Below are 17,601 nucleotides of genomic sequence, written 5' to 3' on the forward strand. Positions count from 1 at the left end.
TCGCGGCGGAACCGGCGTCCACAGCCTGACACCACCGCGAACGCCCGGAGGCAGGCGCCGACGGCGCTCGGCAAACACATCGAGTATTCGGACGACACCAGACTCAGACCTTATGCACGGACCGTCATGACCAGGGAGTGGACAGCAAACCCGCCATCGGCCTCTCGGCCCCGGCAGCGGAGGCGAACATGAAATCGCACCACGGCAACGCTGACAACCAGGAACAGACCACCCTCACCGATAAGTGGCCCGAACGGGGCGCTCCGACCGACGCCCGCGGCCTGCCCGGCTACCCCGAGCGCGGCGGGTCCGCCGGGCGCGACGTGGACCCGGAACTGGGCTTCGACCCGGACTCGCCGGACCTCGGCGACCCGCAGATCGACCCGCCGCATCCGCCGCACATTCCGGACAGCGCATCGGACCCGCGGGCGGAACGCCGCGCGCCCGACGATCGGTACCCGCCCTACGACGACAAATGACGGCGCCGGCGCCGAAAAAATAAATCCAACTTGCCGACGCGCTTCGTGGTCAGTCCCTCGGGACTGATCAACATCGAGGCGACCATGACGCTCATCACCGTGCTGGCAGGCGTGTTCTTCCTGATCGTCGGCTGGCTCTGCCTGGAGGCGATAGGCTCCTGAGCGGTACCGGCGGCGCCCGCCCTCAGCGTCCTTGCGCGCGCTCGCCGCGCAGGGTCATCACCGCGCTGGTCACGGTGGCCACCACCTTGCCGTCCTCGCGGCGGATGTCGCACTGGTAATGACTGATGGTGCTGCCCCGGTGCGACGCCCAGGCGCGGGCGCGCAGCCTGTCCTGCCACACCGGCCGCAGGAACGTGGCCTTCAGGTCGATGCTGGTGAAGCTCTCGCCCTCGCTCATCAGCGTCGAATGCGCCGTGCCGATGGCGGCGTCCGCCAGCTCGCAGAGCATACCGCCGTGCACGGTGCCCTGCTGGTTGCCGTGCCGGATGGCGTCGGCGTCCAGCTCGATCTCGGCCATGGCCTCATCGATGGCCACCAGGCGGAAGCCCAGCAGCTTGGAGATCGCGGTCGGGTACAGCATGTGCGTCTCGTCCCCGTCGCCAAGCGTGCCCTCCAGCTGGCGCTGCAGGTATTCCAGAACGGTGAGATAGCGCGTGTTTCCGGTCATTCCCGCCTCCATTCGATCCCAGGTTTCTGCCACGGCGACGGCGCCTCACTGAGTCGGTCACGCGCCATCATGCTTCCGACGATGTACCTTGCAGCCACCATTGCAGGCAAGCCATTCCGAGAAAAGTGGTGCCGACTCCAGTGTCGAAGGCGGGCCGAAGCGCGCTTCACTCACAGGCGCTAACCAAGGCGCGGAAGCCGCCCGTCGCTCCAGGCCGCGCCAGCCCTGGAATCGTATGAACTTTCCCGCCTCGCCTGGCTTCTGTCCGTCATGAGGCGTGCCTCCTATCGGGCATTGGAGAGCGAACATGAACACCACTTGCGTTTCCGACTTCTCGCGCGCGATTCCCGGCTACAGGCTCGACTGCGCCTGCGCTCTGGATGGCGTGACCACCCTGACAGTGCTCAACGAAGTCACCGGCGAGCGCTTCGCCGTGGAAGGCCTGTCCGTCGAGCAACTGGCGACGCCACAGCTGTGCAAGCAGATCGCCGAGAACCTCACCGTGCACGTGGCCGGCTTCCCCGTGGCGGGCATCATTCGCCTGCGCGACTGAGCCCGCGCCGGCATGCTGCGCATCGCCACGTTCAACATCAACGGCATCCGCCCCCGACTCCCCGCCCTGCTCGCCTGGCTCGAACGGGAGGCGCCGGACATCGTCTGCCTGCAGGAGCTGAAGGCCGCCGACGACAAGTTCCCCGCCGCCGAACTGGAGCGGGCGGGCTACGGCGCCCTCTGGCGCGGCCAGCCGTCCTGGAACGGCGTGGCGATACTGGCGAAGGGCATGCAGCCCCTGGAGATCCGCCGCGCGCTGCCCGGCGACGCCTCGGACAGCCAGAGCCGCTACCTGGAAGCCGCCGCCCATGGTGTGATCGTCGGCTGCCTCTACCCGCCCAACGGCAACCCACAGCCCGGCCCCAAGTTCGACTACAAGCTGGCCTGGTTCGAGCGCCTCATCGAACATGCTGGGTCGCTGCTGTCGAGCGGGCACCCCGTGGTGCTGGCGGGGGACTACAACGTGGTGCCCACCGACCTCGACATCTACAACCCCAGGTCGTGGCTGAAGGACGCGCTGCTGCAGCCGGAGAGCCGGGCCTGCTACCAGCGCCTGCTCGACCAGGGCTGGACCGACGCCATCAGGCACCGCTTCCCCGAGCAGCGCATCTACACCTTCTGGGACTACTTCCGCCAGCACTGGCAGCGCGACTCGGGGCTGCGCATCGACCACCTGCTGCTGTCCGAAGCGCTGGCGCCGCGCCTGGCCGATGCCGGCGTGGACCGCTGGGTGCGCGGCGAAGAGCGCGCCAGCGACCACGCTCCCGCCTGGGTGCTGCTCGACGTCTAACGCTGACCTTCCGCCTGCGGCGCGACCAGCTCGTTGCCCTCGTCGGGGTCCCGCCGGTCCTCCGACCGGATGTTTTCTCCCACCTCGACCGGGGTGTGGTTCGGCATGGGCGCCTGCCTCTCTTGCGGCTTCTCGCTGCGGGTCATACGTCACCTCAAACGGCCGGCATTGGCCTCGCAAGGTTCGAGGAACACCCCGCAACGGGGTTCAACCTATCCGCCGGCCGGCCTCCGCGCCCAGGCCGGCGAGCAGGCTGCGCATCGGCGCCGACAGCTCCTGCCAGTCGCGATAGCACAGGCAGAGCCGCCGGCGCGCCCAGTCTTCTTCCAGGGCCAGCACCCGGTAGCCGTAGCGGCGCCGGTGGCGGGCGGCGACGGCCTGGGGGACGATGCCCAAGCCGATGCCGTGGGCAACCATCTCGCACAGCCCCTCGAAGGTCTTCATGCGGATGCGCAGCTGCAGCGGCCGGCCCGCATTCCGGGCGTGCTCGTCGAGGTGATCCTGCAGCGCGCTGCCGGACGCCATGCCGACGAACGCCTCGCCCAGCACCTCGGCCAGGCGCACGCCGCCGCTCGGAGCCAGCCGGTGATCCGCCGGCGCGATCAGCACCAGATGATCCTTCGCCACCGGCTCCAGCCGCAGCCCTGCCGCCTGAACCGCGTCGGACACGATGCCCGCCTCGGCCAGCCCGGCGTCGATGGCCCTGACGATCTCCGCGCTGGTGCGCTCCTTCAGCTCGATGTGCAGGCCCGGCCGCTGCGCCAGCCACGGGGCGAGCCGGCGCGGCAGGAATTCCGTCAGCGCCGAGGTATTGGCGTACAGGTGCAGGGTGCCCCGGGCGCCCACCGCGAACTCCTCCAGCTCGCCGCGCAGCAGCGCCTGCTGGCGCAGGATCAGGCGCGCGTGATGGGCCAGCGCCTCGCCGGCCTCGGTGGCCGCCACGCCCCGCGGGTGGCGCCGCAGCAGGGCGACGCCCGCGTCGGCCTCGATATTGCGCAGTCGCTCGCTGGCGGAGGCCAGCGCGAGGTTCGCGTCGGCGGCGCCGCGGGTGATGCTGCCGGCATCCACCACGCACAGGAAGAGACGAAGGTCCGCCAGGTCGAGCCGCATGAGTCCACCTCCAGCCTTCGGATGACCCGAAGGCACCGCCGGGAAAACCGCATTGTGCGCCCGGATCGGCCCGGCTCCAATAAGCCCATGAACGAATCCACTGTCTTTGCGCTGCTGGTCACCCTGATCTTCCTCGCCGCGGGCCTGGTCAAGGGCGTCACCGGCATGGGCCTGCCCACCGTCGCCATGGCGCTGCTGGGCAGCCTGATGTCGCCCGCCGCCGCCGCGGCGATGCTGCTGGTGCCCTCCCTCGTGACCAATCTGTGGCAGTTGCTCGCCGGCCCGCAGACCCGGCGGATGCTGCGCCGGCTGTGGCCGATGATGGCGGGGATCGTGCTGGGCACCCTCGCCAGCGCGGAGCTGCTGGTCCGGGTCGACGCCCGCTGGTCGGGCCTGGCGCTGGGTAGCGCGCTGGTCGTCTACGCCGGCTACGCGCTGCTGTCGCCGGCGCTGTCGGTGCCGGCGCGGGCCGAGCCGTGGCTGTCGCCCATCGTCGGCCTGCTGACCGGGGCGATCACCGGCGCCACCGGGGTCTTCGTGATCCCGGCTGTGCCCTACCTGCAGGCGCTGCGCCTGGACAAGGACGAGCTGGTGCAGGCGCTCGGCCTGTCCTTCACTGTCTCCACCCTCGCCCTCGCGGCCGGCCTCGCCGCCCGGGGCTTCATCCAGCAGGACCAGCTCGGCGCTTCTGCGCTGGCCATCCTCCCTGCGCTGGCCGGCATGTGGCTCGGTCAGAAGATCCGCGCGCGGATCGGCGCGGCGCTGTTCCGTCGCGGCTTCCTGTCGTTCCTCCTGCTGCTGGGGCTGGAGCTGATGGTGCGTCCGTTCCACTGAGCCCCGTAGGCGAGGCACCGGATACGCGGCATCATAGAAGGCCGACCGCGCCGACTCATCGGCGCCGCTGGCCCGTGCGCCAGCCGTGCCACGCACTCAGCGAGAACCGATATGAGCACCGCCCAGAACCCCATGACGACCTCCACCCTCGGCGACAGGAGCTGACGGCATGATCGAAGTCACCGAAGCCTCCATCGCCGAGCTACGCGCCGCGCTCGAATCCGGCCGCACCACCGCCGTCGAACTGGTCCAGGCCTACCTGGCCCGGATCGACGCCTACGACGGTCCCGACACCCCCACCCGGCTCAACGCCGTGGTGGTGCGCAACCCCGAGGCGCTCGACGAGGCCAGGGCCTCCGACGCCCGCCGCGCGCGCGGCGAAACGCTCGGCCCGCTGGACGGCATCCCCTACACCGCCAAGGACAGCTACCTGGTCAAGGGCCTGACCGCCGCCTCCGGCAGCCCGGCCTTCAAGGACCTGGTTGCCCAGCGCGACGCCTTCACCATCGAGCGGCTGCGCGCGGCCGGCGCGATCTGCCTGGGCAAGACCAACATGCCGCCCATGGCCAACGGCGGCATGCAGCGCGGTGTCTACGGTCGCGCGGAAAGCCCGTACAACGCCGCCTACCTCACCGCGCCCTTCGCCTCGGGCTCGTCCAATGGTGCCGGCACCGCCACCGCCGCCAGCTTCGCCGCCTTCGGCCTGGCCGAGGAAACCTGGTCGAGCGGCCGCGGGCCGGCCTCGAACAACGGCCTGTGCGCCTACACGCCATCGCGCGGGGTGATCTCGGTGCGCGGCAACTGGCCGCTGACCCCGACCATGGACGTGGTGGTGCCCTACGCCCGCACCATGGCCGACCTACTCGCGGTGCTCGACGTGGTGGTGGCCGACGACCCGGACACCCGCGGCGACCTGTGGCGCCTGCAGCCCTGGGTGCCAATCCCCAAAGCCTCCGAGGTGCGCCCCACATCCTATCCGGCGCTGGCGGCGACGGCCGAGGCGCTGGCCGGCAAGCGCTTCGGCGTGCCGCGCATGTTCATCAACCAGGACCCGGACATAGGCACCAGCGAGGCGCCGGGCATCGGCGGCCCGACCGGCCAGCGCATCCACACCCGGCCCTCGGTGATCGACCTGTGGCAAGCCGCGCGCCAGGCGCTCGAAGCGGCAGGTGCCGAAGTGATCGAGGTCGACTTCCCGCTGGTCTCCAACTGCGAGGGCGACCGCCCCGGCGCGCCGACCGTGTTCAACCGCGGCATCGTTTCCGAGGAATTCCTGCACGACGAACTGTGGGACCTGTCGGCCTGGGGCTTCGACGACTTCCTGCGCGCCAACGGCGACCCTCGGCTGAACCGCCTGGCCGACGTCGACGGACCACAGATCTTCCCCCACGACCCTGGCACCCTGCCCAACCGCGAAGGCGACCTGGCCGCCGGCATGGACGAATACGTGCGCATGGCCGAGCGCGGCATCAAGCCCTGGGACCAGATCCCGACCCTGCCCGACGGCCTGCGCGGCCTGGAAAAGACCCGCAAGCTCGATCTGGAAGACTGGATGGACCAACTGGGCCTCGACGCGGTGATCTTCCCCACCGTGGCCGACGTAGGCCCGGCGGACGCCGACATCAACCCGGCCTCCGCCGACATTGCCTGGAGCAACGGCGTCTGGGTCGCCAACGGCAACCTGGCCATCCGCCACCTGGGCGTCCCCACCGTCACCGTGCCGATGGGCGTGATGGCCGACATCGGCATGCCCGTGGGCCTCACCTTCGCCGGCCGCGCCTACGACGACTCGGCCCTGCTGCGCCTGGCCTCGGCCTATGAGTCGACCGGGTCGAGGCGGCAGGTTCCGCCGCGAACGCCGCCGCTGGCTTAGGAATGAGGCCGCCCAAGATGTAACTGGCTCTTATCTGTAGCCTGTAGCATTTCGGTTTTGAGTCTCGCCAAGCAGTGTCTGCAGTTTCTGCCGCGCTGTTTGGCTCAAGAGCGGCTGTATATCGAGTAGCTATTGAGGCTGGAACCAGAAAGGGAGCAGTGGAAACCAGATTCCTAGTTTGAGGCACCTCATCTGATCCAATCAGAACTATCTTAGTAGCTTCATTTTTCCTTTTTTGTTAAAGGTATCGAATGCTTTTAGTCTCTGTTTAGGAGGGATTATTTTTTCAATTCTTTCCAATGGCTTGAGTTTTTCCTCATAGACTGCCCATACAACATCGTCATCTTCATTTTCGAGGGAAATAAGCTCAGACACACCGAGGAAGATATAATGCACTACGTCACCCCCATCAGAGAATGAAAACTCCTCTGCCTCCCCCTTTAGAGTAGCGCTTAGATAAGCGCCCTCTGCATCTTTAGCACTAATTAAGAATATTTTCCTTTCGCATATTTTTTTTAGCGAAGGACTCCCAAGATTATTAAATACAAATAAAATGCTTGCTGCGTAACGAGCCATATTCCCTCGACTTTAACAAGCGTCACTTTCTGGATCAATTTGACAAGCTCTTTGAGCGCTTGGAGATAAAGCATTAACAATGGCTCCACCCATAAACATCCTTAGCAACCTCCCATCCTTGGCTAGCTTGCACCACGCCTTAACATTATTCGATCTTTCCTTAGAGAGCTCTCCATATCCACCATTTCTTGCGTCTTGCTCAATTTTCGATATTGCCTCTCGGTCATTTCTTCGAGCTGCATCTTTTAGATCCAGCAAGATTGGATCATTTCCATTACGGGGATCTTGTGTCTTAGATAGGCCATTAAGATCCATCCACCTTATAGGATTGCCATCCACATACCCGAAGGTATTTATCCCGCCAGCCAGTCCAATGGGATCACTCTCGACATAGCGCCCAGTCTGCGGGTCGTAATCGCGGAAGTAGTTGTAGTGCAGCCCACTTTCGAAGTCGTAGTACTGCCCCGGGAAACGCAGGTTGATGGCATCGATACCGCTGCCCTGCACGACGCTGGCGACACCCTCGCCAAAGGCATCGGACTTCCAGCGCCAGATTTCCTGGCCTGCCTGGTTGGTTGCCAGCCGCGGACTGTTCAGGTGGTCGGCATGCAGGTAGAAGGTGGTTCGGCTGCTCACACTCCCATTCGGGGCGTAGTTCAAGGCCTGGCCACCGATGGGCATGCTGTCCAGCCACAGGTAGTACTGGCTGCTCAGCCTGGTGCCGGCGCTGTTGTAGCGGGTTTCCCCAAGCAGCTGGCCATCGGGGCCGTAGAGGAAGGTCACCACCGCGATGCTGGTGATCTTGTGAGTACGCTGACCGAGGGCGTTGTAGCGGTATTCGGCGACGACATCGTTGCCAATCTTCACCCTGGACAGGCGCCCCTGGGCGTCGTACTGGAGTTCTCTAGAAGCTCTGTCCTTGGTCAGGTTGCCGGCGGCATCGCTGGTGACGGCCTGGTTACCTATCTGGGTCAGCCGATTGCTGTTCGTGGCATAGCCCAGCGTGGTGGTCGTACTGGTGGGTGTGCTGCCGAGATGGGTGACCGTCTTGCTGGTACGGTTGCCGACGGCATCGTAGGTGTACTGCTGCCGCAGGTTGGCCTGTTCCTCCTGGGTCAGGCGATCCAGCTCGTCATAGCTGTAGAACAGGTCGCCAAACAAGCCGCTTTGCAGGCTTTCGATATTGCTATTGGCGTCATAGCCATAGTTGGCCTGCCAGGGCCCCACACTCTGCTGAGTGAGGCGGTAGTCCTGATCGTAGGTGCGCGAAAGGGTGAGGCCGTTGGCCCACGTCAGGCTCTTCAGCGGCCCGAAGGGGGTGTACGCCAATCCCGTAGCGAAGGCTACCGGCGATTCCTGGCCTTGGAGGATGCTTATGTCGCTGACCTGGCCTGCGCCATTGCGCTGATACGTCACCGCGAAGCCAGCCGGATAGACAACGTGTGTCAGCTGCCCTGCGGCATCGTAGCCGTACTCCAGGGCTTCATAGGTGTCGGTGCCAGCCACTTCGACCGAGCGAATCTGCTCCACGAGGTTGCCGCGAGCATCGTAGAAGTAGCCGAGCACCCCGCTGGCATCCTGTATCGCGGTGAGGCGCCCGATGCCGTGGTTGCCCTCGGCCGTCATGTCGTAGTGGTACTGGACGTTGAGCGCTGGCGAGGCAGGGTACTGCCTGCCCGTGAGGCGATTCAGGGCATCGTAGCTGTAGGTGGTGACAACGCCGCGAGCGTCGGTCTTGCTGGTGACATTGCCGGCAGTATCATGGGTGTAGGTGGTGGTTCCGCTGTCGGGGCTGATGACTTTCGTCAGGTTGCCCAAGCCGTCGTACTCGTATTGAGTGATGACGCCCCGCGGGTCTGTGACCCTGGTCAGGTTGTCCTGGGCATCGTAGGCAAGGGCGGTATTGCCGTTGCGGGGATCGGTGCTGGAAACCAGTCGATCAAGGGCATCGTAGCTGCTGGTGGTGCTGTGCTGCCGGGGCGTCTTGCTGAGGGTCGGGTTGTCGTTGAGGTCGTAGCCATACTGGCGGGTCTGCCCGGCAGCTCCGATGGAGCGCAGCAGGCGCCCCAGTTCGTCATAGACCCAGGTCTGCTGCTGGGTCAGCGTGCTGGAGGCATCCTTCAGGCGCTGGGCGGTCCGGTTGCCCATGGCGTCGTAGTCGTACTCCACCGACTCGCCCAGGTTGTTGGTGATCCGTGTGAGCCGTCGCGCGCCGTCCCAGGTGTATTCCAGCCAGCTGCCGTCGCCACGGGTGACCTTGGTGATCTGGCCGACGGCATCGTGCTCGAAGCTGGTCGTGCTACCCGCTACGCTCGCCGAGGCCAGCCAGCCTTGGGGTGTATAGGTCAGGCTGGTGGTGACGTTATTGGCGTCGACCACGGTCTGGGGATTGCCGTAGCTGTCGAAGTCGTACAGCTGGGTGATATGTCCCAGGGCATTGGTGACCTGGGTGAGACGACCCTGGCTGTCGTAGCTGTAGGTCGTGACATCGTTGACGTCGGTGCGTGGGCCGTCGGCGGTTTCTACCTGGCCGAATGGGTTGTAGGTGTAGCTCCAGCTGCTTTCCGCGGCCTGGGCCACCGGTAGGCCGAGCGCAGAAACCAGCGCAAGCGCCAGCAGGCTCGCGCGATGTGAAATCTTCATCGATCAGTTCCTTCTGTAATCAGCGTGCTTCGACGGTACGGCTGAGCTGCCTTCCCTGGTTGTCGTACTGGTAACGAATGATGCGTTTAGGCTCGGTCACCACCAACGGCAGGAACATCGTGGGATGCCACTCTGTAGTGATAGTGCGGGCCTGCGGGGTGCCGGCAGCCTCGGTGCGAGAGCTTTCGAGGCCACGAGCGTTGTAGCTGTATGTGGTCAGGGTGCCCTTGTTATCGGTCTTGGTCTTGAGCAGACCGCGACTATCGTAGGTGAAGCTGGAGTTACTGTTGGGACAGTTGGCCGAGGGTTCCCCCTCGATAGCGGTGATGCGACGCACGCCCTTGATAGTCTGGAAGCTGTACTGCGCCACCTTGCCCAGCTCGTTGGTCACCGATACGGTGCCGTCGCTGTTGTAAGCCATTGTCACCCGATCCGCACCGCCTGCATGCTCGCTGGAAATAGCACGCCCCTGGTCGTCGTAGTTCCAGGTGGCATAGCGGATACCACGTTCATCCGTGATGCCGGTCAGCAGATTCGGCTTACCCGCCACCTCATAGTGGAACTGGCGTTGGAAAGTTTGACCGCCAACCGTGCGGGTCACCGAGGCAAGGCGCTTATTGGCGTCGTATCCATAGGAAATCTGCACACCGGGGGCGGTCAGGGTCAGCGGTTGATGATCGGCGTCTTCTGTAAAGGTCAGGCTATTGCCGAGGTTGTCGGTGACGATGACTTGACTCCCCGAATAAACAAGCAGCCGAACAGCTCCATGGGTATTACTCCACTGGGTGAGCTTGCCGAGAGTATCGAAGGTGAAACGCTCGTTATCGATTGAGACGAATTGCCAGCCGCTGGCTGTTTTGCTCAATACACCCAGATCGGCGGAAGTCGGTGTAACGGCAGCACCGCTGACCGTGAAGAAGGATTCGCGGCCATGGTGCATGACTACTGAGACGTATTGCGTACCAGCAAAGCGCAGATGGGTAGAGAACTCATGACGCCAGAGCCCATCGAGACTGTTGAAGCTACGAGTAAATTTCAGTGCAGAATTGCCACCTGAATAGTCGCTTTCAGTTTGAAACTTGTTGCCAACAGAAAAATTAATGGGATTGCCTGCAATTGGACTTGGGCAAGAGTCGGGCGGGCCTTTATCGCTATCATTATTGCACTCTCCTATAGACGGATTGTAGCTGGTTCCAGGAGGGCAGGACTTCCCCCCACGCTCAGCAGTGTAATATTGATGTTCCACCCCCAAGTAAGAGAAGTAGCAAGCCACTCGATACTCGGCCATAAACTCTATCTTGCTATAGGTCCATGCGGCATTTTTTCCCGATATACAAGCATCTTTAGGATTACCCTTTACCGGGAAGCCACTGCCTAGATTAAAGAACTTCCAATAATAAGACTCGGATAAAGCCTTATTCGGAAGACATACCATGCAGACCAACGCAACGTAAAAAGCCCCACTTATTCTCATTCCAGAAAACAATGTGCGAAACTCCATTTAAGTCAATTCCCTCTGTAATCAGCGTGCTTCGATGGTGCGGCTGAGCTGCCTTCCCTGGTTGTCGTACTGGTAACGGATGATGCGACTGGGTTCGGTGACTACCACGGGCAGAAACAACGAGGGATGCCACTCTGTGGTGACGGTGCGCGCCTGCGGGGTGCCAGCGGCTTCGGTACGAGAAACCTCCAAGCCATGGTCGTTGTAGAAGTAAGTAGTCAGGATGCCCTTGTTGTCGGTCCTGGTCTTGAGCAGACCTCGATTATCGTAGGTGAAACTAGAATTGCTACTCGGGCAATTGGCTGAGGGCTCTCCCTGGATCGATGTAATGTGTCGCACACCTCCAATGGTTTGGAGTTGATAGACTGCCACTTTTCCAAGCTCATTGGTTACCGACACGGTGCCATCCTGGTTGTAAGCGATCTCTCCCCTGTCCGCCTGACCGGCATGCTCGCTGGAGATGGCCCGCCCTTGAGAATCGTAGTGCCAAGTCGCATACCGCACCCCTCGTGGATCTACCATCCCTGTCAGCGCACTGGGGAACGCTGCATTTTCATACAGGAACTCCGTAACCTCTTCTACTCCACCTCGCGTAACCTCGACTTTGATCAGCTTATTGGCAATGAGACCCGGCGCGTAAGAGTACTCGATGGTATCCCCCGCCGAGGAACTCACTTTGATTGGCTGGCCATTGGCATCCTGCTCCATATCGACATATCTGTCGCCCTGACTAACTTTCAACTTACCATTGAGGTGGCGATAAATTATAAATGGCAAGCCATGTGGGGGCTGTATTTTCAACAGATTCCCCAGTGCATCGAAATCATATATATCACCTGCACGAGCGATATAAACATAACCCGACTCGGAGATCGACAACTTGCCAAGATGATTAGCGACTGATGACTCACCTTCTTCGACAAGGAAGCTCACATCACTTCCACTGGGTTGCCTGATCCAGATTCTATTTCCGGACTTCTGCAACCTGTGCGAAAACTGGTGGCGCCATAGCCCGCTTCGGCTGCTGTAGTAACGGGCAACCGGCAGGCCCGCCCCCGCTAGGTCAACGCCACTCTCCAGCTTTTCCCCGGTAGAGACATCAATGGGGTTGAACATGCAGGGGGAAGGACCATTTCCCTTGTTTCCCACATCGGGGTCAGGCTCGCACATACCTGTAACGGTATTCAGTACCTCTCCTTCAAGGCACTCCCCCCCGACCAAGTAAAGATTGAACCGCAGATAAACAGAATCTGGTTTTTTATGAGTTCTAACCGAACATGACGCTTTGCTTTGAGAGAAATGTGATGGACTGATGAAAACCTTCTCGAGGCGTATAATCCAACCATTATAATTAACACTACCGACCCTCCGACAAAGATTTTCTGGGCTAGGGTCAGTCCAGCGACTAGGTGCAACAAAATGACTCCAAAGCATTTGTTTGGCACTCGCACCCAAGGGCAAGATAAATAGGATCGCAAGAACAAGAAACAAGCGCAAAGCCCTACCCATTTCTCTATATAAAAAACTCTCCTCTCCCTCGCAACCGCCCCCCCAAAAGCCACCACCATTACCAACATCAGCACTTTTATATTTCATATTGACTCCCTGTCACAACAAAGCATTAAAACACGTGTCTTTCTATTAAACCCTTATCCGCGACTGACACACCATCTCAAGTATTGACAGGCCTATTCGATAATTAGTGTATCTCAACGATATGGCCTCCTAGGCTCTGTACGAAAAGTCGTCGAGCGAAGGTCAGGCAAGGCAAAAACAGGCGAAGAAGCGGAGCTTACGTGCTGTAAATGAGCACTCTGAGACTGTTTTTAACGCAGCATCACCGATGCGCAGACACTTTTCGTACAGGGCCGAGCCGAAATAACCAGCAATACTGCCGTACTGCTCCATAAATTTTTCGTTATGCGAAGCATGGGCATCTCATTCAGCTTTGCGAGTATCCCACTTGTATGCTCCTACCATGCCGAGGCGGCATGAAATGCCAACCCTTAGCCACTGATCAGCCCTTACGCTTGCTCCAAGCCCCCAACTCCTTCATCAACACCCGCTCCTGCCCGGCGATGCCACGCAGGCGTTCGGCGATAGGGCGGAAGTCCGGGGTTTCGCCCTTGCTGCGGCTGGCGCGCACGCAGGCGGAGGCGAACTGGCGCCAGTCGTCGCCGATGGCGGTGAGGCGGGCCGAGGCTTCGGCCAGGTCGGGGGCGCCGAGCTTCTCGCCGGCTTCCTGCAGGAAGCTGGCGTACATGAAGCGGAAGCCGGCGCCGCCGGTGCCGATTTCTTCCTGCATGCGCACGATGTGGGTGAGGTAGAGGCGGTTGTACTTGGTCTGGGCGGGGTCGAGCTTTTCCACCTGGGTGGCCAGGTGGCGGATGCCGCGGATGCCGATCCAGGGCAGCGGCATACCGTCGAGGATGCGGGTGGTGGCCAGCACGGCCTGGCGGATGAGTTTGTCCCAGTCCTGCTCCCGGGGCACGTCGTCGAGCCAGTACATCAGGCCCTTGGCCGCCAGCGCGCCCTTGGCGAAGCGCGCCTTCTGCAGGTCGGCGCTGGCGCAGCGCACCGGTTCTTCGAACACCGGGTCGCTGATCAGGTATTCGTCGCCGTCGCGGCCGTAGGCCAGCAGGTTGTGGGCGTTGAAGTGGAAGCGCATTTCCGGCGGGAAGTACGGCAGCCAGAACACCGAGCTTTGCAGACCGGCCAGGCGGCCCTGGTCGAGCAGCGCGTCGAGGGCGCGGCGGCCCTCTTCCGGGTTGCCGAAGGTGCGGCTGTGCAGGCGCGCGCCGAGGCGCTTGCTCAGGGTCTTGATCAGGTGCCGGGGCGGCATGCGGTAGGCGATCAGCGGCATGCCGCCGAGCTTGACGATGGGCAGGTAGGCGAAGGCCAGGCCCGAGGCCAGGCCGAAGGCCATCGGCTCGCTCATCGGCAGGCCGGCGTGGGTCAGCAGGCTGGCCATCACCCCGCTTTCGCAGTGGGCACTCTGGCGGTGCTGGAAAAGCGGTTCGAAGCTGCTCATGCTGGGTCCTTCTGGTAGCCGATCAGTTGTTCCACCGGCAGGCCGAAGGCTTCGGCGTATCGGGCGAGGATGGCGGCGTTCAGGCGCCGGTAGACGGCCGGGCGGAAGTGGCGGCGGATGCGCCACTGCCAGAGGCCGGTGATCTGCGCCAGCGCCGGCTCGTCCAGGCGGTAGCGGTACATCAGGCACTTCAGCGGCGACGCCTCGCCACGTCGCCAGGCCGCCTCGGCCTCGGCTTCCTGGGCTTCCAGCTCGGCCACCGCCAGTTGGGTGGCGTAGGCCTCGGTCTCCCAGCCGTCGCTCTGCGCGCGTTGGTAGTGGCCCTGTTCGTCCACCGCGTAGACCAGCTTGCTGTGGCCACCGTAGGTGGAGCTGTGGTCCTGGGGCACTTCGTCAAGCTTCATCGCCGACCACCGTCAGATGCATGAACGCGCTGGAGAAACGGCCGCTCTCCGGCACGTAGCAGAGCAGGCGCTCGCCACGGCGCAGGCGGCCGCCGTTGAACAGTTCCTCGAGGATGATGAAGATCGAGGCCGCACCGGTGTTGCCCTTGCTGGTCAGGTTGGTGAACCAGCGCTCCTGGGGGATCGGCAGGTCGGCCTCGGCCAGGCCCTCGGCCAGGCGCTCGCGGAAGAATTCGGAGGAGTAGTGCGGCAGGAAGTGGTCGATGTCGGCGGCGCGCAGTTCGCGCTTGCGCAGGATGCGCTTGAGCGCCTCGACCACGGTGATGCGCACGATGTTGTCGTTGAGCAGCTTGACGTCCTGCTTGATCGCCATCACCGAGCGGCGGCTGCGCTCGTCGGCGTCGAAGCGGCTCCAGCCGGTCAGCGCGCCCTCTTCCATCTCGGCGCCGGCGTACATACACGGCGGCATCTGGTCGGCGAAGGAGAGGATGTCGATCCAGTCGATGCGCAGGCTCAGCCCGCTCGGGTTGGGTTGCCCTTGCAGCCAGACGGCGCCGGCACCGTCGGAGAGCATCCAGCGCAGGAAGTCCTTCTCGAAGGCGATCTCCGGGTGGTTCTCCAGCTCGCCGGCGCGGCGCTCGTACTCGGCGTCGAAGTTGCGCGCCTGCATCAGAGTGGAGGCGACTTCCGAGCCGCAGGCCACGGCGTTACGGCTCTCGCCGCTGGCCACGCTGAGCCAGGCGTATTTCAGCGCGGTCATGCCGCACAGGCAGATGCCGGCGGTGGTCACCACTTCGCCGGGCGGGCTGCCCAGTTCACCGTGCACCATCACCGCGTGGCCGGGCATGGTCTGGTCGGGGGATGAGGTGCTGGCCACCAGGCAGTCCAGCGCGTCCAGCTCGAAGCCCGGTCCGGCCAGCCCGCGGATAGCCGCGGCGCTGATCTGCGCGTTGTTCATCGCCGGCTCACCGCTAGCCGGGTCGATCACGTAGTGCCGGTTCTGGATGCCGTTGCGCTTGAGCACCAGGCGGCGCGCCCGCGACGGACGCCCGCCGACCAGGCCGAGGCGCTCCTCCATCTGTTCGTTGTCGACCGGATCGAAGGGCAGGTAGGCGCTGATGCGATTGATGAAGACGGGATTGGCCACGTTGAATTCCTCGGGTCACTTCACTCGCCGGACGGACCGGCGAAGTAGGCCTTTTCACGCAGAGTCCGATCCCTGGACAGCGGAGCCAGCAGTTTCTTGAGCAGGGCGCCGAGCGGCACCACGGTGATGATCAGGCAGATCAGGAAGACGATGTAGAACACCAGGCCGGCGCCACGGCGGACGCTCTGCTGGGGGCCGAGGGCCGAGAGCAGGCGGCTCCACAGCTGGAAGCTGCGGTTGCCGACCTTCTCGCTGCCGATCAGCTTCTCGTCGACGCGCACGGCGCCGAGGCCCTTGAGCATGGGTTCGGTGATGGGCGTCGCGTCGGTGGTCAGGCGCTGCGCCATGGCCTCGCCGAAGCGGCTGGCGGCGGCGATCTCGCCGTCCTCGATGCCGGCGCGCGGCACCCAGGAGTAGGGTTTCTGCCGGCCGGTGAACATCCACAGCGGGGTGGCCAGGAAGCTCGCGGCGGTGCCGCAGGCATCGGTCAGGGCGATGTTGTCCACCAGCCGCGCACCCAACTGGGCGAGGCGCGCCTTGACCTTTTCCTGGGCCATCAGCCACATGTTGCGGCAGCCGATCAGGGTCACCACCGGCGTGTCGCGGAGCAACCGGGCCGCCTCCGGCGAGGCGAGGAAGCTGGTCACCGGCAGCGACGGCGAGAGGAACCAGACCTGGTAGGCGAGGATCACCAAGTCATAGCGCTTGTCCGCGTCCACCCGCAGTGGTTGCAACGGCTGGGGGCGCATCAGCACCGTCTCGGGAAAGATGCGGAAGAAGCCCAGGAAGGGCCAGGGAAAGGGAAAGGGGCGCTCCGGTTGCAGCTCCAAATAGTCCACCTGCACGCCGGCGGTTTTCTCCAGCGGCGCGCATACCGACCGGACCAGGCGATCCAGTTGGCCGGTTTGTGAGAAGTGGACTACCAAAACCTGACGCATCCGCTGCCGATTCCCTGCAAAATGGGTCGAATTATGCCACAGCGAATTCTTCAAACCGTAACCTGGCCGCGCCTTCTGGCCCTACTGTTCGTCAGTTCACAGGCCGTCGCCGGGGACATCCTGATCGACGTTGAGGGCCGCCAGGGCGATGCCCCTGTGCACCTGGCCCTGGTGCTCGCCGACCAGCCGGACTGGGACACCCGCGTGCTGCACCTGATCCAGGGCGGCGAGGCCGAGCTGCGGCTGCGCGACCTGCCGCCCGGGCGCTACGCCGTGCAACTGTTCCAAGACCTGGACGGCGACGGCCAGCTGGCGCTCAGCCGGCGCGGCGTGCCACGGGAGCCAGTGGGCTTCTCGACCAATCCGTCCCTGGTGAACGGCCAGCCGACGCCGCTGCGCTGCCTGTTCGAGCATGGCAGCGGCGATACGCGGATCACGGTGAAACTGCGCAGCAAGCGCTAGTCGGCGCGCCAGATCAGCTCCGAGGTGTCGTAGCCACGCGCGCGGGCCTCGGCCAGCAGGCGCTCGCGCGTCTCGGACGAGACCTGCGGCGTTCGCGACAGCAACCACAGGTAGTCGCGGTCGGGATTCCCCACCAGGGCGACGCTGTAGTCGGCGTCGAGGTAGAGCACCCAGTAGTCGCCCCTGGACAGGGTCGGGAAGAGGTTGCCGAACCAGTTGTCGAAGCGCACCCACAGTTTGTCCGTCCGCTCCGGCCGTTGCAGCGTCGCCTCGCCGCGCGCCTCCTTCCACGTACCCTCCGCGGTGCGGCAGCGGTTGGTCACCGCCACCGCGCCGTCTTCGCGCAGGCGGTAGTGCGCCTCGGAAGCGACGCAGGCGCGCTGGAAGAACATCGGCAGGCGCGCCAGTTCGTACCAGGTGCCCTGGTAGCGTTGCAGGTCCACCGCGCCGGCCGTGCGCGGCGGGCCGTCCGGGGTGCCGGAGCCGGCGCAGCCGGCCAGGACTAGAAACAGCAGCGGAAACAGGATGGCGCGCATGGGGTTCTCCTTCGGCGTATGCGGATTCGACCGCGGACGCCGCCGAAGGAGCGGG

The 17,601-nt window shown here is 63.7% G+C and carries 20 protein-coding genes; 7 read left to right on the plus strand and 13 right to left on the minus strand.

The window, feature by feature from the left end; genetic code table 11:
* Positions 1 to 188 precede the first annotated feature (188 nt).
* Positions 189 to 479, plus strand: a complete 291-nt coding sequence (locus N7640_RS01900; RefSeq protein WP_279901661.1) for a hypothetical protein — start codon at positions 189 to 191, stop codon at positions 477 to 479.
* A gap of 30 nt (positions 480 to 509) precedes the next feature.
* Positions 510 to 641, plus strand: coding sequence for a hypothetical protein (locus N7640_RS01905; protein ID WP_262880289.1), 132 nt, complete (start codon positions 510 to 512; stop codon positions 639 to 641).
* A 22-nt stretch (positions 642 to 663) separates the two neighbouring features.
* Here N7640_RS01905 and N7640_RS01910 read toward each other — a convergent pair whose 3' ends face one another.
* Positions 664 to 1,149: a PaaI family thioesterase gene (locus N7640_RS01910; protein WP_220812366.1), complete on the minus strand. Its 486-nt coding sequence runs from the start codon at positions 1,147 to 1,149 to the stop codon at positions 664 to 666.
* A 307-nt stretch (positions 1,150 to 1,456) separates the two neighbouring features.
* Here N7640_RS01910 and N7640_RS01915 point away from each other — a divergent pair, with 307 nt between their 5' ends.
* Both N7640_RS01915 and N7640_RS01920 read left to right on the plus strand, forming a co-directional pair.
* Entirely contained in the window at positions 1,457 to 1,702 is a 246-nt protein-coding gene (locus N7640_RS01915; protein WP_279901658.1) for a hypothetical protein, read from the plus strand.
* Between the two features lie 12 nt (positions 1,703 to 1,714).
* Positions 1,715 to 2,491 (plus strand): exodeoxyribonuclease III, encoded by a 777-nt coding sequence (locus N7640_RS01920; RefSeq protein ID WP_279901657.1) that lies wholly within the window; start codon positions 1,715 to 1,717, stop codon positions 2,489 to 2,491.
* On the opposite strand, the gene N7640_RS01925 is transcribed toward N7640_RS01920, so the two are convergent.
* Positions 2,488 to 2,637, minus strand: coding sequence for a hypothetical protein (locus N7640_RS01925; protein ID WP_279901655.1), 150 nt, complete (start codon positions 2,635 to 2,637; stop codon positions 2,488 to 2,490). The genes N7640_RS01920 and N7640_RS01925 overlap by 4 nt on opposite strands.
* A gap of 61 nt (positions 2,638 to 2,698) precedes the next feature.
* Positions 2,699 to 3,601, minus strand: coding sequence for a LysR family transcriptional regulator (locus tag N7640_RS01930; protein WP_279901654.1), 903 nt, complete (start codon positions 3,599 to 3,601; stop codon positions 2,699 to 2,701).
* 87 nt (positions 3,602 to 3,688) lie between these two features.
* Between N7640_RS01930 and N7640_RS01935 the strand changes: the two genes are divergently transcribed.
* Positions 3,689 to 4,435 (plus strand): sulfite exporter TauE/SafE family protein, encoded by a 747-nt coding sequence (locus N7640_RS01935; RefSeq protein WP_279901652.1) that lies wholly within the window; start codon positions 3,689 to 3,691, stop codon positions 4,433 to 4,435.
* Between the two features lie 169 nt (positions 4,436 to 4,604).
* Positions 4,605 to 6,308, plus strand: coding sequence for an amidase (locus tag N7640_RS01940; protein ID WP_279901651.1), 1,704 nt, complete (start codon positions 4,605 to 4,607; stop codon positions 6,306 to 6,308).
* A gap of 207 nt (positions 6,309 to 6,515) precedes the next feature.
* Here the strand turns inward: N7640_RS01940 and N7640_RS01945 are convergent, their stop codons facing one another.
* The 9 genes from N7640_RS01945 to N7640_RS01985 all read right to left on the minus strand — a co-directional run bounded on the left by N7640_RS01945 (position 6,516) and on the right by N7640_RS01985 (position 16,548).
* On the minus strand, positions 6,516 to 6,884 hold the full coding sequence (locus tag N7640_RS01945) for a hypothetical protein (protein ID WP_279901650.1): 369 nt from the start codon (positions 6,882 to 6,884) through the stop codon (positions 6,516 to 6,518).
* A 12-nt stretch (positions 6,885 to 6,896) separates the two neighbouring features.
* On the minus strand, positions 6,897 to 9,527 hold the full coding sequence (locus tag N7640_RS01950) for an RHS repeat-associated core domain-containing protein (protein WP_279901649.1): 2,631 nt from the start codon (positions 9,525 to 9,527) through the stop codon (positions 6,897 to 6,899).
* A 19-nt stretch (positions 9,528 to 9,546) separates the two neighbouring features.
* Positions 9,547 to 11,028: a DUF6531 domain-containing protein gene (locus tag N7640_RS01955; protein WP_279901648.1), complete on the minus strand. Its 1,482-nt coding sequence runs from the start codon at positions 11,026 to 11,028 to the stop codon at positions 9,547 to 9,549.
* Positions 11,029 to 11,049: 21 nt separating this feature from the next.
* Positions 11,050 to 12,624 carry a DUF6531 domain-containing protein gene (locus tag N7640_RS01960; RefSeq protein ID WP_279901647.1) on the minus strand — a complete coding sequence of 525 codons (1,575 nt, stop codon included), beginning with the start codon at positions 12,622 to 12,624 and terminating at the stop codon, positions 11,050 to 11,052.
* Between the two features lie 162 nt (positions 12,625 to 12,786).
* Positions 12,787 to 12,936, minus strand: a complete 150-nt coding sequence (locus N7640_RS01965; protein WP_279901646.1) for a hypothetical protein — start codon at positions 12,934 to 12,936, stop codon at positions 12,787 to 12,789.
* A gap of 109 nt (positions 12,937 to 13,045) precedes the next feature.
* Complete coding sequence (locus tag N7640_RS01970; protein WP_279901645.1) at positions 13,046 to 14,059, minus strand: BtrH N-terminal domain-containing protein; 1,014 nt, start codon at positions 14,057 to 14,059, stop codon at positions 13,046 to 13,048.
* A complete protein-coding gene (locus N7640_RS01975; RefSeq protein ID WP_279901644.1) occupies positions 14,056 to 14,463 on the minus strand; it encodes a hypothetical protein in 408 nt (135 codons plus the stop codon). The genes N7640_RS01970 and N7640_RS01975 overlap by 4 nt, the downstream gene beginning before the upstream one ends.
* Entirely contained in the window at positions 14,453 to 15,610 is a 1,158-nt protein-coding gene (locus N7640_RS01980) for a beta-ketoacyl-ACP synthase III (protein WP_279901643.1), read from the minus strand. Before N7640_RS01980 ends, N7640_RS01975 begins: the two co-directional genes overlap by 11 nt.
* A gap of 20 nt (positions 15,611 to 15,630) precedes the next feature.
* Complete coding sequence (locus tag N7640_RS01985) at positions 15,631 to 16,548, minus strand: dialkylrecorsinol condensing enzyme (RefSeq protein ID WP_279901642.1); 918 nt, start codon at positions 16,546 to 16,548, stop codon at positions 15,631 to 15,633.
* A gap of 33 nt (positions 16,549 to 16,581) precedes the next feature.
* On the opposite strand from N7640_RS01985, the gene N7640_RS01990 reads away from it, so the two are divergent.
* Positions 16,582 to 17,010, plus strand: a complete 429-nt coding sequence (locus tag N7640_RS01990) for a DUF2141 domain-containing protein (RefSeq protein ID WP_279901641.1) — start codon at positions 16,582 to 16,584, stop codon at positions 17,008 to 17,010.
* Here N7640_RS01990 and N7640_RS01995 read toward each other — a convergent pair.
* Positions 17,007 to 17,546 (minus strand): lipocalin family protein, encoded by a 540-nt coding sequence (locus tag N7640_RS01995; protein ID WP_279901639.1) that lies wholly within the window; start codon positions 17,544 to 17,546, stop codon positions 17,007 to 17,009. The two genes, N7640_RS01990 and N7640_RS01995, sit on opposite strands and share 4 nt — an antisense overlap.
* Between the last annotated feature and the right edge of the window lie 55 nt (positions 17,547 to 17,601).

Source organism: Pseudomonas sp. GD04015 (assembly GCF_029837675.1).
Classification (GTDB): domain Bacteria; phylum Pseudomonadota; class Gammaproteobacteria; order Pseudomonadales; family Pseudomonadaceae; genus Aquipseudomonas; species Aquipseudomonas paralcaligenes.